13 protein-coding genes are annotated in these 14,803 nt (G+C 71.5%); 11 read left to right on the forward strand and 2 right to left on the reverse strand.

What is annotated here, in order from left to right; translation table 11 throughout:
- The first annotated feature begins 84 nt into the window (after positions 1–84).
- A complete protein-coding gene (locus tag ACIRHA_RS14715) occupies positions 85–630 on the forward strand; it encodes a DinB family protein (protein ID WP_403844718.1) in 546 nt (181 codons plus the stop codon).
- Positions 631–683: 53 nt separating this feature from the next.
- Here the strand turns inward: ACIRHA_RS14715 and ACIRHA_RS14720 are convergent, their stop codons facing one another.
- Positions 684–1,367, reverse strand: coding sequence for a zinc-binding dehydrogenase (locus ACIRHA_RS14720; RefSeq protein ID WP_403844721.1), 684 nt, complete (start codon positions 1,365–1,367; stop codon positions 684–686).
- Between the two features lie 76 nt (positions 1,368–1,443).
- Between ACIRHA_RS14720 and ACIRHA_RS14725 the strand changes: the two genes are divergently transcribed.
- Together ACIRHA_RS14725 and ACIRHA_RS14730 are read left to right on the forward strand one after the other, a co-directional pair.
- Complete coding sequence (locus tag ACIRHA_RS14725; protein ID WP_403844722.1) at positions 1,444–2,247, forward strand: cyclase family protein; 804 nt, start codon at positions 1,444–1,446, stop codon at positions 2,245–2,247.
- Positions 2,248–2,249: 2 nt separating this feature from the next.
- Positions 2,250–3,902 carry a thiamine pyrophosphate-binding protein gene (locus tag ACIRHA_RS14730; RefSeq protein WP_403844725.1) on the forward strand — a complete coding sequence of 551 codons (1,653 nt, stop codon included), beginning with the start codon at positions 2,250–2,252 and terminating at the stop codon, positions 3,900–3,902.
- A 323-nt stretch (positions 3,903–4,225) separates the two neighbouring features.
- On the opposite strand, the gene ACIRHA_RS14735 is transcribed toward ACIRHA_RS14730, so the two are convergent.
- A complete protein-coding gene (locus ACIRHA_RS14735; RefSeq protein WP_403844727.1) occupies positions 4,226–5,119 on the reverse strand; it encodes a LysR family transcriptional regulator in 894 nt (297 codons plus the stop codon).
- A gap of 134 nt (positions 5,120–5,253) precedes the next feature.
- On the opposite strand from ACIRHA_RS14735, the gene ACIRHA_RS14740 reads away from it, so the two are divergent.
- The 8 genes from ACIRHA_RS14740 to ACIRHA_RS14775 all read left to right on the forward strand — a co-directional run bounded on the left by ACIRHA_RS14740 (position 5,254) and on the right by ACIRHA_RS14775 (position 14,705).
- Positions 5,254–6,504 (forward strand): MFS transporter, encoded by a 1,251-nt coding sequence (locus ACIRHA_RS14740; RefSeq protein WP_403844729.1) that lies wholly within the window; start codon positions 5,254–5,256, stop codon positions 6,502–6,504.
- Between the two features lie 166 nt (positions 6,505–6,670).
- Positions 6,671–7,693: a LacI family DNA-binding transcriptional regulator gene (locus tag ACIRHA_RS14745; RefSeq protein ID WP_403844731.1), complete on the forward strand. Its 1,023-nt coding sequence runs from the start codon at positions 6,671–6,673 to the stop codon at positions 7,691–7,693.
- A gap of 127 nt (positions 7,694–7,820) precedes the next feature.
- Positions 7,821–9,113, forward strand: coding sequence for an ABC transporter substrate-binding protein (locus tag ACIRHA_RS14750; RefSeq protein ID WP_403844733.1), 1,293 nt, complete (start codon positions 7,821–7,823; stop codon positions 9,111–9,113).
- A complete protein-coding gene (locus ACIRHA_RS14755) occupies positions 9,110–9,994 on the forward strand; it encodes a carbohydrate ABC transporter permease (RefSeq protein ID WP_403844736.1) in 885 nt (294 codons plus the stop codon). Before ACIRHA_RS14750 ends, ACIRHA_RS14755 begins: the two co-directional genes overlap by 4 nt.
- Before the next feature lies 1 nt (position 9,995).
- Positions 9,996–10,835 carry a carbohydrate ABC transporter permease gene (locus ACIRHA_RS14760; protein ID WP_403844738.1) on the forward strand — a complete coding sequence of 280 codons (840 nt, stop codon included), beginning with the start codon at positions 9,996–9,998 and terminating at the stop codon, positions 10,833–10,835.
- A gap of 8 nt (positions 10,836–10,843) precedes the next feature.
- Complete coding sequence (locus tag ACIRHA_RS14765; RefSeq protein ID WP_403844740.1) at positions 10,844–11,917, forward strand: glycosidase; 1,074 nt, start codon at positions 10,844–10,846, stop codon at positions 11,915–11,917.
- On the forward strand, positions 11,914–13,128 hold the full coding sequence (locus ACIRHA_RS14770; protein WP_403844743.1) for a Gfo/Idh/MocA family protein: 1,215 nt from the start codon (positions 11,914–11,916) through the stop codon (positions 13,126–13,128). Before ACIRHA_RS14765 ends, ACIRHA_RS14770 begins: the two co-directional genes overlap by 4 nt.
- The gene (locus tag ACIRHA_RS14775; RefSeq protein ID WP_403844745.1) at positions 13,125–14,705 is read left to right on the forward strand and encodes a glycoside hydrolase family 13 protein; all 1,581 of its coding nucleotides are present in this window, start codon (positions 13,125–13,127) and stop codon (positions 14,703–14,705) included. The genes ACIRHA_RS14770 and ACIRHA_RS14775 overlap by 4 nt, the downstream gene beginning before the upstream one ends.
- Positions 14,706–14,803: the final 98 nt, after the last annotated feature.

Here is a 14,803-nt window from a genome sequence, read left to right on the forward strand (position 1 = left end):
AAGTAGGACACGACCTGACCTACCTGCTGGCTACTGTGACCGAACCGAACACCAAGCGGGTACTCCCCGCGAGAGGCGGACACCATGACCACCAGCGAGTCGACCACCAACGCCCCCACCGTCACCGGCGAACGCGCCGACCTTCTTGAGGCGCTGGCCAAGCAGCGGCACTTCCTGACCTTCACCACGCGGGACCTGACGGACGACCAGGCGCGGCAGCGGACGACGGCGAGCGAGCTCTGTCTCGGCGGTCTGATCAAGCACGTCACCGGGGTGGAGCAGGGGTGGGTGGGCTTCATCCTCGAAGGGGCCGCCGCCATGCCGGACTTCACGGCCATGACCGAGAAGGACTGGGCCGCCCGGGAGGACACCTTCCGGCTGCTGCCCGAGGAGACGCTGGCCGGCGTCCTGGCGGACTACGAGGAGGCCGCGCGCGGCACCGACGAGCTGGTGGCGACCCTGCCCGATCTGGACCGCAGGTGGGCGCTGCCGAAGGCCCCGTGGAACGAGCCGGGCGCGGAGTGGTCGGTTCGCCGGGTGCTGATGCACCTCGTCGCCGAGACCGCGCAGCACGCGGGCCACGCCGACATCATCCGCGAGTCCCTGGACGGCTCGAAGAGCATGGGCTGAGGCCTCTCGAAACGCCGACGCCCCGGCCTCACGCCGCACGCGAGGTCCCGGACTCACCCGAGGTCGAGAATCGCCCTCCCGACGACCTCACCGGCGCGCAACCGCCGTACCGCCTCGGCGAGTTCGTCCATGCCGTACCGCTCGTACGGAAGGGACAGCGCGCCGGAGGCGAAGTCCGGGAGAAGGCGGTCGACGTCGGCGGCGACCTCCGAGCCGCGGTGGATCATGTTGACGGGGAGCAGGGCGACGTCCGCGAGGAGGAAGTCCGCGAGGTCGAGGGTGAGTTCGCGGCCCGCCGTGTAGCCGATGAGGGCGGCGCGGCCGCGGGGGCGGACGAGGGCGAGCGCGTCGCGCAGGACGGCGCCGCCGACCGTGTCGATCAGCACGTCGACCGTGCCGCCGACGGTCTCCTTCGAGAGGTCGGCGGCGAGGATCGCCTTCGCGGAGCCGGGCACGAGCGCGCCCTCGGGGTGGGTGGCGGAGGCGAGGACGACGCCGCTGCCCTGGGTGCCGGGGACGGAGGGCAGCTCGGGCAGGATGCCGAACTGCCCGTCGAGCACGTTCAGGTCCAGGTGTGCGACGGTCGCCGCCTTCATACGGACGAGGGTGTGTCCTGGCGCCGGCTCGGGGACGGGCCGTTCCACGAGCCGCGGCAGCACACCGAACTCTTGGAGCAGCAGCGCCCGCGAGACGGACGTGGCTGCTGAGGCCGGTGCGGACGCGGGCTCGTTGCTCATTCCGGTTCTCCGTACTTCCGTGTTCCGTGTGGGGGGAGGTATCGCTCCGGCGCCCGGAGGATCGATGATGTCCGCCATGACATCACGTCCGCACACCTCCGCCGCCACCGACCTGATCACCTCGCTCGCCGACGGTTCGCTCCGCGTGGTCGATCTCACCGCCCCGCTGTCGTCCGGGACGCCGATCCTTCCGCTGCCCGAACCGATGCACCCGATACCCCACTTCGAGCTGGAGCGGCTGAACGACTGGGACGATCCCGGTGAGATCTCCCTCCAGAACCACATCCACACGGGCGAGCACGTGGGCACACACTTCGACGCCCCGGTGCACTGGTCGTCCGGCCGTGACCTGGAGGACGTGGGCAGTGTGCCGGCCACGCGGCTCGTGGGCCCCGCCGCGGTCGTGGACACGTCGGCCGAGTGTGCCAAGGACCCCGACCACCTCCTCAGCCTCGACGAGCTCAAGGCGTGGGAGCGTGAGCACGGCGCCCTGCCCAAGGGCGGCTGGCTGGTGTACCGCACCGGTTGGGACACCCGCTCCGACGACCAGGCGGCCTTCCTCAACGCCGACGACAACGGCCCGCACACACCCGGCCTCACCCCCGAGTGCGCCCGATACCTGGCCGAGGAGACCGGCATCGTGGGGATCGGCGTGGAGACCGTCGGCACGGACGCGGGTCAGGCGTTCCGCTTCGAACCGCCCTTCCCCGTCCACCACTTCATGCTCGGCAACGGAAAGTACGGCGTGACACAGCTGCGCAACGTCGGGGAGCTTCCCCCGGTCGGCGCGGTGCTCGTGGTCGCGCCGCTGCGCATCGTCGGAGGCTCAGGCAGCCCCGCGCGTGTCCTGGCGCTGGTGCCCGCCGCGGAAGGCAAGTGAGCATGCTCGTACGGGAAGCCATCGGCCGCGAACTCCACCGGCTCGGTGTGCGCACCGCGTTCGGCGTAGTGGGAAGCGGCAACTTTCATGTCACGGGCGCGCTCGTGGCCGCGGGGGCGCGCTTCGTCGCGGCGCGGCACGAGGGCGGCGCCGCCGTCATGGCGGACGCCCACGCCCGCACCAGCGGCGAGGTCACCGTCCTCACCGTGCACCAGGGCTGCGGCTACACCAACTCCCTCACCGGTGTCGCCGAGGCCGCGAAGAGCCGTACGCCGCTGCTCGTCGTGACGGCCGAGGCGACGGAGCGGACCTCGAACTTCTACGTCGACCAGCCGGCCCTCGCCGAGGGCGTCGGGGCGGTGTCGGCGCGGGTCCGCTCCGCGCGCACGGCGCTGGACGACGTGACCCGCGCGTTCCGGCTGTGCGCCGAGGAGCGCCGCACGGTGGTGCTCAACGTCCCCATCGACGTACAGGACGAGGCGCTGCCCGAGGACGCGGTGGCGCCTCGGCGCCGCCCGGCCCCCGGCCTGCCGCGTCCGGCCGCCGCCGACGCCGAGGACTTCGCCGAGCTGCTGCGCCGCGCCGAGCGCCCGGTGTTCGTGGCCGGTCGCGGTGCCCGGTCCGGGGAGGCCGGTGAGGCGATCGCGGCGCTCGCCTCGCGGACGGGAGCGCTGCTCGCCACGTCGGCGGTGGCGCGCGGGCTTTTCAACGGGCGGCCGGGCGAGGAGTGGTGCCTGGACGTGGCGGGTGGTTTCTCCACACCGCTGGCCGCCGAGCTCATCTCGGGCGCCGACCTGATCGTGGGCTGGGGCTGCGCGCTGAACATGTGGACCATGCGGCACGGGCGACTCATCTCGGACGCCGCCAAGGTGGTCCAGGTGGACGTCGACCGCGACGCCCTCGGCCGCACCCGCGACATCGACCTGGGCCTGTGGGGCGGTGTCACGGAGACCGCGAACGATGTCGCGTCACTCCTGACGGACACCTCGGCGGGGGGCGGCTACCGCACACCGGAGGTCGCCAAGCGCCTTGCCGCCGAAGGCCGTTGGCCCCAGGTCCCGTTCGAGGACTGCACAGGTGACGGCCGCGTCGATCCGCGTACGCTCACCCGCGCGCTCAACGGCATGCTCCCGCCCGAGCGTACGGTGGCCGTCGACTCGGGCAACTTCATGGGCTACCCGAGCATGTACCTCGACGTGCCCGACCAGTACGGGCTGTGCTTCACGCAGGCGTTCCAGTCGATCGGTCTCGGCCTGTCGACGGCGATCGGCGCGGCGCTCGCCCGGCCCGAGCGGCTCCCGGTGGCGGCCTGCGGCGACGGCGGATTCCTGATGGGCGTATCGGAGTTGGAGACGGCCGTGCGTCTTGGACTGCCGCTCCTGGTGGTGGTCTACAACGACGCCATGTACGGGGCGGAGGTGCACCACTTCGGCAACCCCGCCGAGTCGGCGGACCTGTCCACGGTCACGTTCCCCGACACCGACATCGCGGCGCTCGCCCGCGGCCACGGCTGCGCGGCCCTGACGGTGAAGGCGCCGGAGGATCTGGCCCCGCTCGCCGACTGGCTCGCCGCCCCGGACCAGCCGATGGTGATCGACGCCAAGACGACGCGTGACGAGGGTTCCTGGTGGCTGCAGGAGGCGTTCGGTCACTGACACCCGCGCCGCCGTAGGGGAAGGGCAGCAGCGACCCCCGCCGGAAATCGTTTCCGAACATCGGCGGGGGTCACCCACGAGAAAGCACGGCTCCCCTTCACGCGCTTCCTCGTCTGTTCCGTCCAGTGACGCCGCGGGACCGCGGGAGGAAGCCCCAGCAGGCGCGCCTCGGACGGAGAACCACAGTCGCGTTGTCGGCGATGCGACTGTGGCGTCTTCTACCAAGTTGCCCGGGGACCAGGGGCGTTGAAGAGGGTAACCCTCTTCGGCGCATCCAAACGTATGGCACATGCCAGAGGCGTCTCAACCCCCGGTTTGCGCCTTCATGCGGTGGCTTCGGCCGAATTCCGCAGCAGGTCCGTGAGCGCGCGGGCCGCGGCGCTCGGCGGGCGGTCGGCCGGGGCCGCGAGATAGAGCGACCAGCCCAGGTCCGCGTCGGTCACCGGAAGGACGGTCAGCCCGTGCGCGGTGTCGGCGAGGAAGCGCGGCACCAGGGCGACGCCAAGGCCCGCCCTGACGTAGTCGGCGCTGGTGGCGAGGTCCGTGATCTCGATGGTGACGTGCCGCGGGACGCCCGCCGTGGCGAAGGCGCGGTCGGCGACGGAGCGGTTTCCGTAGCCGACCGGACAGTCGATGAACCGCATCCCGGCCAGTTCGCGGATCGCCACGCTGTCGCGCCCCGCGAGCGGATGATCGGCCGGCACCACGAGGTCGAGGGTCGAGCCGGCCAGCGGCGTCAGCTCGACCTCGGCCGGGCTTGCCCCGGGCAGCGAAACAAGGGCAAGGTCCAGGCGGCGTTCCGCGAGCGCCGTGAGATGCCCCTGGGACCCGGTCGGCGCGACGGTGATCTGCACCTGGATCCCCGGATGACGACGGTGGAACTCACCCAGGAGACCCGGCAGGTCGATCAGCCGGATCGACGTGAGGGTGCCCAGGCGCAGGGTGCCGCGCAGCGCGCCGCGCACCTCGGCCACGGCGTCGGCGGCGTCGCGCGCGGTTTCCAGGACGATCCGGGCGCGCGGCAGCAGCGCCCGCCCCTCGTCGGTCAGCAGCACCCGCTTGGAATTGCGGTCAAGGAGCCGTGCGTCCAGTTCGCGCTCCAGCGTTTTGACGGCAGCGGACACAGCGGACTGGACGATGTGCAGACGGGCCGCCGCGCGCGTGAAGTTCTGCTCTTCCGCGACGGCGACGAAGTACTCGAGATGACGTAGTTCCACTCGTCGACCATCCCATCAACCATCTCTCTTCGCGATCGTCACGAGCGATAAGTTTCGTTGGACGTGATGGCTGCGCGGACGGAGAGTGGGACGTACCCACCCGCACCCCCTCCAGCCGATCGGACTCCTGCCGCATGGCCACGCCGACGCGCGTCCGCACCCCGTCCCACTCCCCCGCTGCCCGGCCCTCCGAGGGTTCGCGCCGCCACGGCATCGGCTTCTGGATCGTGGCGCTCGCCTTCCTCACGTCGATGGCGTTCTCGACGGTGCCCACGCCTCTGTATCCGCTGTACGAGGAGCGGGACGGCTTCTCGACCTTCATGGTCACCGTCGTCTTCGCGGTGTACGCGGTGGGCGTGGTGGTCAGCCTGATGCTGGCCGGGCACGTGTCGGACTGGGTGGGGCGCAAGAAGATCCTTCTTCCGGCGCTCGGCCTCGAGTTCGTGGCCGCCCTGCTGTTCCTGTCGAGCCCGGCGCTGCCGGTGCTGCTCGTCGCGCGGTTCGTGTGCGGTCTCGGCATCGGCATGCTCAGTGCGACGGCCACCGCCCACCTGGCCGAACTGCACGGCGCGCACCGTCCTGGCGCTTCCCCGGGGCGGTTCGAGACGGTGTCGACGGCCGCCAACATCGGTGGGCTCGGCCTCGGCCCGCTGGTCTCCGGGTTCCTCGCGCAGTACGTGACGGCTCCGCTGCGGCTGCCCTATCTTGTGTTCGCCGTCCTCATCGCGGCCGTGGCGTTGGCCCTGTCCCGTACTCCGGAGACCGTGCGCGAGCTGTCGGTCAGGCCGCGTTACCGGCCGCAGCGGGTGAGCGCCGACCACGGCGACCGGGCCGGGTATGTGGCCGCCGCGGCGGGCGCGTTCGCGTCCTTCGCGGTGTTCGGCCTGTTCTCGTCGATCGCCGCCGGGTTCGTCGCGCACACGCTGCACCGTCCGTCGCACCTGCTGGCCGGGGCGATCTCGTTCCTGGTGTTCGGTGGCGCGGCCGTCGCCCAGATCCTCACCAACCGCCTCCCGCCGCGGGCGAAGTCGACGCTGGGGCTGCTCGCGGAGGGCGCGGGCTTCCTCACGCTCGTCGTCGGGATGCACACCGCCGACCTGGCCACGTTCCTGGTGGGAGGCGCGGTCGCGGGCGTCGGGGCGGGGCTGCTGTTCAAGGCGGCGGTCGGGGCCGTGGTCGCGATGGCGGCGCCCGCGCGGCGCGGCGAGGCGCTCGCGGGCCTGTTCCTCGTCGCCTATCTGGGGCTGAGCGGCCCGGCCGTCGCCCTCGGCGTCGCCACGCTCGCGCTCACGGCGACCTCGGCGATGACCTGGTTCGCGGTGGCCCTCTTCGCCCTGCTGGCGACGGTCGCCGTTCTCAACCGCCGCTCGCACGGCGGGCGTTGAGCGAGGCCGCGACACCACCTGTCCCACCCGAGGGCACAGCGACGCAGATCACATCGGCCAACCCCTTGACGCCTCCGCGTTCAAACCGGTTTAGTCAACGCCGTTCGGCCGTTCAAACCGGTTTGAACGCCCATCCGGAGGCCGCACCCAAGGAGTTGCGCACGCCATGGCCCGCAAACCCACCATCGCGGACGTCGCACGCCACGCCGGGGTCTCCCGCGCCACCGTTTCCTTCGCCCTCAACGACCGCCCCGGCATCGCGGAGGACACCAAGGCCCGCGTGCTCGCGGCGGCCGACGACCTCGGGTGGACGCCGAGCCGCCAGGCCCGCGCCCTCTCCCTCGGCACGGCCGGGGCATTCGGCCTCGTCCTGGCCCGCGAACCGGAGCAGATCGGGGCAGACCTCTTCTTCCCGGCGTTCATCGCGGGCGTCGAAGCTGTCATAGGTCAGCGCGGCGACGGCCTGATGGTGCACGTGACCACGCCCGAGCAGGAGCAGGGCGTGTACGAACGGCTCGCGGCCCAGCGCCAGGTGGACGGCGTACTGCTCACGGACCTCCGGCACGACGACCCGCGCCCCCCGCTGATGCGCCGGCTCGGCCTGCCCGCCGTGGTCGTCGGCCAGCCCGAGTGGGGCGACGGACTGCCCACGGTCAGCCTGGACGACGAACCCGCCTACTCCGCCGCGGTCCGCCGCCTCGCCGATCTCGGCCACCGGCGCATCGCGCACATCGAGGGCCCCCGCGAGTTCCGGCACGCGCACCGGCGCCGCCTCGCCTGGGAGCAGACGCTGCGCGACCTTGGCCTGCCCGAGGGCCCGGTGCTGCCCGGCGGGTTCAGCGCCGAGGGCGGCGCGCGGGCCACCCGTGAGCTGCTCGCGCTCGACACCCCGCCGACCGCGATCGTGTACGGCAACGACCTGGCCGCGATGGCCGGGCTCTCGGTCGCCCAGGAGCTGGGCGTCCGGGTCCCCGAGCGCCTCTCGGTCGTCGGTTACGACGACGCGCCCCTGACCCGCTACAGCTATCCGCCGCTCTCCTCGGCCCGCGCGGACGCCCGCGGCTGGGGCGAAGCCGCGGCCCGCGCCCTGGACGCGGTGCTCACCGGGGACGAGGGCGCGGCGCACGTGGCGCTGCCGCCCGCCGAGTTCATTCCCCGCGCGTCGATCGGTCCCGCCCCGCGCGACTGAATCCGCGCGCCAGAGCGACAGCGCGACAGACCAACAAGGCGACACAGCAACAGACTTCGGCCGCGCCCGCGCGGACCGGGAATTGCGCACGGCGACGAGGCCGTGCGTGAACAGTTCGGAGATCATCATGCTGAGGAGAACGGCGTCCGCGCTGGTCGTGCTCGCGCTCGCGGGAACGGCGACAGCCTGCGGCCGGTCCGCCCCCGACGCGACCGTCGCCGCCGACGCGCGCGGACCGATCAAGGTCTGGCTGTCCAACAACGCCCAAGAGGTGCAGTGGGGCAAGCAGATGGTGGCCGCGTGGAACAAGCGCCATCCCGATCAGCACGTCACGGCCCAGCAGATCCCCGCGGGCAAGACGTCCGAGGAGGCCATCAGCGCCTCGATCATCGCGGGCACGACGGCGTGTCTGGCCTTCAACACCTCGCCCGCGGCGGTGCCGACGTTCCAGAAGCAGAACGGGCTCGTGCCGCTGGACGACTTCCCTGGCGGCACGTCGTACGTCACCGACCGCAGCGGCGGCCTCGCCGACCAGTACAGGTCGCCGGACGGCAAGTTCTACCAGCTGCCCTGGAAGAGCAACCCGGTGATGATCCTCTACAACAAGAAGCTGTTCAAGAAGGCCGGCCTCGATCCGGAGCACCCGAAGCTCGCCACGTACAAGGAGTTCCTCGCGACCTCCCGGACGCTGGTGCACAGCGGCGCCGCGAAGGCGGCGATCTGGCCGTCGCCGTCCAGTGACTTCTTCCAGCCCTGGTACGACTTCTATCCCGCGTTCGCCGCGCAGAGCGGCGGCAAGCAGTTGATCGAGGACGGCAAGCCGCAGTTCGACTCGAAGGCGGGCCACCAGGTCGCAGCGTTCTGGCGCACGCTGTACGCGCAGAAGCTGGCGCCGCAGGAGGCGTATCCGGGCGACGCGCTGAACGACGGGAAGGCCGCTATGGCCACCGTCGGGCCGTGGGCGGTCTCCGCGTACAAGAACAGCGTGGACATCGGTGTCGCGCCGGTGCCCACGGCCGACGGCCGCGCGGGCAAGCACTCGTTCAGCGACGAGAAGTCGGTGGCGATGTTCAGCGCCTGCAAGAACCGGGGCACGGCCTGGGACCTGCTGAGGTTCGCGACGTCGAGCGCCCAGGACGGCCGGTTCCTGGAGACGACCGGGCAGATGCCGATGCGCGAGGACCTGACGAAACGCTACGCCGGCTACTTCGACGAGCACCCCACGTACAGGGCCTTCGCCGACCAGGCGAAGCGCGTCGTCGAGGTGCCGAACGTACCGGGTTCGGTCGACATCTGGCAGGCCTTCCGCGACGAGTGGACGAAGTCGGTCATCTTCGGCCGCGAGTCCACGCGCGCGGGCCTGCGCAACGCCTCGTCCGAGATCACCCACCTGCTGACCGAGTACGGAGACCCGTCATGAACGCCCCCACGGACCGCTTCCGGTCACGCGTCGGCGCGCTGTTCGTGTCGCCGTACGTGCTGTTCCTGCTGGTGGTCTTCGCGATACCGCTGGTCTACACGGTGTGGATGTCCTTCCACCGCTTCTACTTCACCGCTCCCGGCACGGATGTCGACTCGCCGTGGGTGGGCCTGTCCAACTACAGGGACGTGTTCACCGACCCGGTGGTCGGCCAGGCGTTCCTGAACATCCTGATCTTCCTGGTCATCAACGTGCCGCTGACCGTGGGCCTCTCGCTGGTCCTGGCCGCCGCGCTGAACGCGAAGATACGGGGGCGGGCGTTCTTCCGCGCCGCGTTCTACCTCCCGTACGTGACCGCGAGCGTCGCGCTCGTCGCCGTGTGGCAGTTCCTCTTCGGGCAGGACGGCTTCGTCAACCATCTGCTCGGCTCGCACGCCCCGGACCCGTCGTGGCTGGTCAACTCGCATCTCGCGATGCCGATGATCGCCGTCTTCGTGACCTGGAAGCAGCTCGGCTTCTTCGTGATGCTCTACCTGGCCGCGCTGCAGAACGTCGGCAAGGAGCTGTACGAGGCCTCCGCCATGGACGGCGCGGGCAAGGTGCGGCAGTTCTTCTCGGTGACCGTGCCGGGCGTACGTCCTGCAACCACGCTCGTCGTCATCTACGCGATCATCACCGGCGCCAACATGTTCAGCGAGCCCTACCTGCTGACCGGGGGCGGCGGCCCGGACCACGCGTCCACGTCGCCCGTGCTGCTCATGTACCAGAAGGGCATCGAGCAGGGGCACCCCGATGTCGCGGCGGCGCTCGGCGTCGTCCTCATCGCCTTCGTCATGGTCGTCTCGCTCGCCGCCCGCAAGCTCACCGAGAGGGGCAACTGACATGAGTGCCACGAGCCGCCCGATCGGCAAGACCCTGCGCTACGTGCTGCTGTCGCTCGGCGCGGTCGCCTTCCTCTTCCCCTTCTACTACATGGTCGTGGGCTCGCTGCGGAAGGTCACGGCCGGCGACCTGTCGGCGGCGATCCCCTCCGGCCTCACCGGCGCCAACTACGCGGCCATCAACAGCACGATCTCGCTGGGCCGTTCGCTGCTGAACTCCGGGATCATGACGATCGGCGTCCTGATCTGCACGCTGGTCTTCGGCGTGCTCGCCGGATACGCGCTCGCGGTGCTGAAGTTCCGCGGCAAGGGCGCGGTGTTCGGCGCGCTGCTGCTGGTGCAGATGATCCCGTTCCAGCTCCTCACCCTGCCGCTGTACGTGCTCGTGGTCCGTGACTACGGGCTCGGCGACAACTACCTCGGCATGATCCTGCCGTTCGCGATCAACTCCACGGCCGTCTTCCTGTTCCGGCAGTTCTTCTCACAGATGCCGCAGTCGCTCTTCGAGGCGGCGCGCATCGACGGCGCGAGCGAGCTGCGGATCCTGTGGCGGATCGCGCTGCCGATGGCCAAGCCGGCCATCCTGACCGCGCTGCTCCTGACGTTCATCGGGCCGTGGAACGAGTTCCTGTGGCCGTTCCTGGTGACGAAGAACGCGGACATGCAGCCCCTCGCGGTCTCGCTGGCGAGCTTCCTCTCCAACCTTCAGGGCACGGTCGCCAATCCGGCGGGCGCCCTGCTGGCCGGCGCGTGTGTGCTGGCCGTCCCCGCGGTGGTCCTGTTCCTCGTGTTCCAGCGCCACTTCACCTCCACCGACATCGACTCCGCAACCAAGGGCTGAACCGCATCATGACCAGTAACTCCACTCCCATCCCCTACCGCATGGTGCGCAAGGGCGTCGTCATGTCCCCCCTGGCCGGAGAGGCGAACGAGGCCGAGGGCGTCCTGAACCCGGCCGCTGGCCGCACCCCCGACGGCACGCTGCACCTGCTGCCCCGCCTGGTCGCGGAGGGCAACGTCTCCCGCGTCGGCCTCGCCGAGGTCACCTTCGACGAGCAGGGTGTCCCGAACGGCGTCGAGCGCCGCGGCGTCGTCCTCTCCCCCGACGAGGGCTGGGAGCGCGGCAAGAACAACGCCGGCGTCGAGGACCCCCGCGTCACCTGGGTCCCCTCGCTCGGCCAGCACGTCATGTCCTACGTGGCGTACGGCCCGCTCGGCCCGAAGCCCGCGCTCGCCGTCTCGGAGAACCTGACCGACTGGACGCGCCTCGGCCCGATCCAGTTCGCGTACCAGGCCGACCTGGACACCGACCTCAACCTGTTCCCGAACAAGGACGTCGTCCACTTCCCGGAGCCGGTCCCGGCCCCGGACGGCGAGCTGTCGTACGCGATGCTGCACCGCCCGATGTGGGACCTCGGCTGGTTCCGCGAGGGCGAGGGCGTGCACCTGCCGGCCGGTGTCACCGACGAGCGGCCCGGCATCTGGATCTCGTACGTTCCGGTGAAGGAGGTCGAGGCCGACATCCGCGCTCTCGTCCGCCCGCGTCAGCACACCCTCGTGGCTCTGTCCGAGTACGAGTGGGAGTCCCTGAAGATCGGCGGCGGTCCGGCCCCGATCCGGGTGCCCGAGGGCTGGCTGCTCATCCACCACGGCGTCTCCGGCACCATCGAGGACCCGTGGGCGCAGAACCAGAAGGTGTCGTACGCGGCGGGCGCGATGATCCTCGACCCGGCCGACCCGTCGAGGATCCTCGCCCGCTCGGACGCCCCGCTGATGGCGCCGGAGACCGAGGAGGAGACCTCCGGCACGGTGCCGAACGTCGTCTTCCCGACGGCGATCGAGGAGATCGACGGCCGGCTGTACGTCTTCTACGGCATGGCCGACGCGCACATCGGCGTGGCCCTCCTGGAGCGCACCGCATGACCGAGGGTGCCCCGCTCGGTATCGGGCTCGTGGGTTGCGGCGGGTTCGCGGAGTTCGTCCTGGACGCGGTCGCCGGGCTGCCGGGCCTGCGCCTGGCGGCGGTCGCGGACCCGTCGCGCTCCCGCGCACGCGCGTTGGGCGAGCGGCACGGCGTCCCGGCCCTCGGCTCGCTCGACGAGCTCCTGGAACGGGACGACGTGGCAGCCATATTGATCGCCACGCCGCCCGCCACCCACGCCGCGATGGCCACCACTGCGCTGCGTGCGGGGCGCCATGTCTTCTGCGAGAAACCCCTCGCCACCACGACCGAGGACGCGGCGTCCGTCGCCGACGAGGCGCGCCGCGCAGGGCGGGTCCTGGTCGTGGACCACGTGCTGCGCTACAACCCGCTGCTGCGGGCGGTCCAGCGGCTCATGGAGCGGGAGTTGCTCGCGCCCGTGCGCCGGTTCCTGTTCGAGAACGACGCCGCGGACGAGGATCTCGGACCCGACCACTGGTTCTGGGACCCGGCGCACTCCGGTGGCATCTTCGTCGAGCACGGCGTGCACTTCTTCGACGCGGCGCGGATGCTGCTCGGCTCGGACCCGGTGAGCGTACGGGCCACGGCGGTGGCGCGGCCCGGCGGACCGGTCGACATGGTGAGCGCGGATGTCGTGCACCCCGGCGGCGTCCTCGCCTCCCACCTGCACTCCTTCACTCACGCGCATCGCGCGGAGCGGCAACTCATGCGCCTGGACCACGGGTTCGAGGAGACGCGGATCACCGGCTGGATCCCCGCGTACGCGGAGATCTCGGCGTGGACCGACGAGGCGGGCGCCCGCCGCTGGGAGCAACTGCCGCTCCAGCCCGCCCCGTTGCTGGCGGTCGACGGCTTCCGGCCGCACGGCGACGAGCAGCTCACGGTCCACGTCGAGCGCGACGCGGGGCCTGTCGCTCCGGCCCGCGGGCGCGGCGAGCGGCGCACCGCACCGCACCACGTGCACGCCGTCATCGACCTCGGCGGCGAGGCCCGCAAGCCGTATGTGTACGCGCAGAGCGTGCGCGCGGCGATGGCCGACCTCGTACGGGCGGTGCGCGAAGGCACCCCGCCGACGGCGGACGCCCTCAGCGGCTTCGGCGCGGTGGCGGTCGCCGAAGCCGCCACGGTCGCCGCCGCGACGGGCCGCGAACAGCCGGTCCTCTCCCCTGCCCTGGGCGGAGTCACCGCATGAACAACTGGTGGCAGGACATGGTCTGTTACGAGGTGTATCCGCGGGCCTTCGCCGACTCGAACGGCGACGGTATCGGGGACCTGCCCGGGCTGACCGAACGCCTGGAACACATCAAGGACCTGGGCGCGGACGCGGTGTGGTGCACTCCGTTCTATCCGTCACCGCTGGCCGACGGCGGTTACGACATCGCCGACTACACAGGCGTCGCCCCGGACCTGGGGACGACGGCCGACGTCGACGCGCTGACCGCCCGCGCCCACGACCTGGGCCTGAAGTTCATCGTCGACCTCGTCCCGAACCACACCTCCGACCGGCATCCATGGTTCCTTGAGGCGCTGGCCGCCGGGCCCGGTTCGGCGGAGCGGGAGAGGTATCTGTTCCGCCCCGGCCGGGGCGCGGACGGTGAACTGCCGCCCAACGACTGGCAGTCGGCGTTCGGCGGACCCGCCTGGACGCGGGTCGCGGACGGCGAGTGGTACTGCCACCTGCACGCCGCCGAGCAGCCCGACCTCAACTGGCGCTGCCCCAAGGTGCGCGACGCCTTCGCCGACGTACTGCGGCACTGGCTCGACCGGGGCGTGGACGGCTTCCGGGTGGACGTGGCGCACGCCCTGTTCAAGGCGGAGGGGCTGCCCGACGCGGGTCCGGGGCAGCACACCGACCCCCTGCGCAACCACCTCATGCCCTATTACGACCAGGAGGAGCTGCACCCGCTCTACCGTGAGTGGCGCACCCTGCTCGACACGTACCCCGCGCCACCGGGTGCGGTGGAGCCGGAGGACCGGGTGATGGTCGCGGAGTCGGCGGTCTTCGACCCGGCCCGGCTCGGCCGCTACATCCGCCCCGGCGAGATGCACCAGGCCTTCAACTTCGCCTTCCTGGAGGCCTCTTGGGACGCGAAGGAACTGCGCGAGGTCATCGACGGTTCGTTCGCGGTGCCCGGCTCCGCGGTGACCTGGCTGCTCTCCAGCCATGACGCGCCCCGGCCCGTCACCCGGCACGGCTCCCTGGCGCGCGCCCGTGCGGCCGCGCTGCTGATGCTGGCGCTGCCCGGATCCGCCTACCTGTACCAGGGCGAGGAGCTGGGTCTCCCGCAGGCGTTCGTGCCCGACGACCGCATCCTCGATCCGCTGTGGGAACGCTCCGGACACACCGAGCGGGGCCGTGACGGCGCGCGTGTCCCGCTGCCCTGGTCCGGCACGGCGGCGCCGTACGGGTTCAGCGGTGCGGCGCCCGAGGCGACCTGGCTGCCCCAGCCCGACGACTGGGCGCCCCTCACGGTGTCCGCGCAACAGGCCGACCCGGGTTCGACGCTCGCCCTGTACCGGCGGGCGCTGCGGCTGCGCCGCACCCATCCGGCCCCGGATCCCGCGGCGCCCCCGCAGTGGCTCTCCGCGCCCGGCGCGTCCCATCTCGCGTTCCGCCGCGGGAACTTGGTGTGCGTGGTGAACCTGGACGAGGCCCCGCTCCCCCTCTCCGCCCTCGGCCTCACCGGCCCCCCGGTCCTCACCAGCGGCCCCCTGACGGCGGGAGCGCTGCCGCAGGACACGGCCGCGTGGCTGGTGTCCCCGGCCTGAACCGAGACCGGCCGAACCGGGCTGCCCCGTAAGCGACAGGGCGGCGGGGTTGAGCCGGTCTCCGGTTGAGCCGGTCTGCGGTTCAGCCGGTCTGCGGT

It is taken from the genome of Streptomyces sp. NPDC102360 (genome assembly GCF_044766085.1).
Taxonomy (GTDB): domain Bacteria; phylum Actinomycetota; class Actinomycetes; order Streptomycetales; family Streptomycetaceae; genus Streptomyces.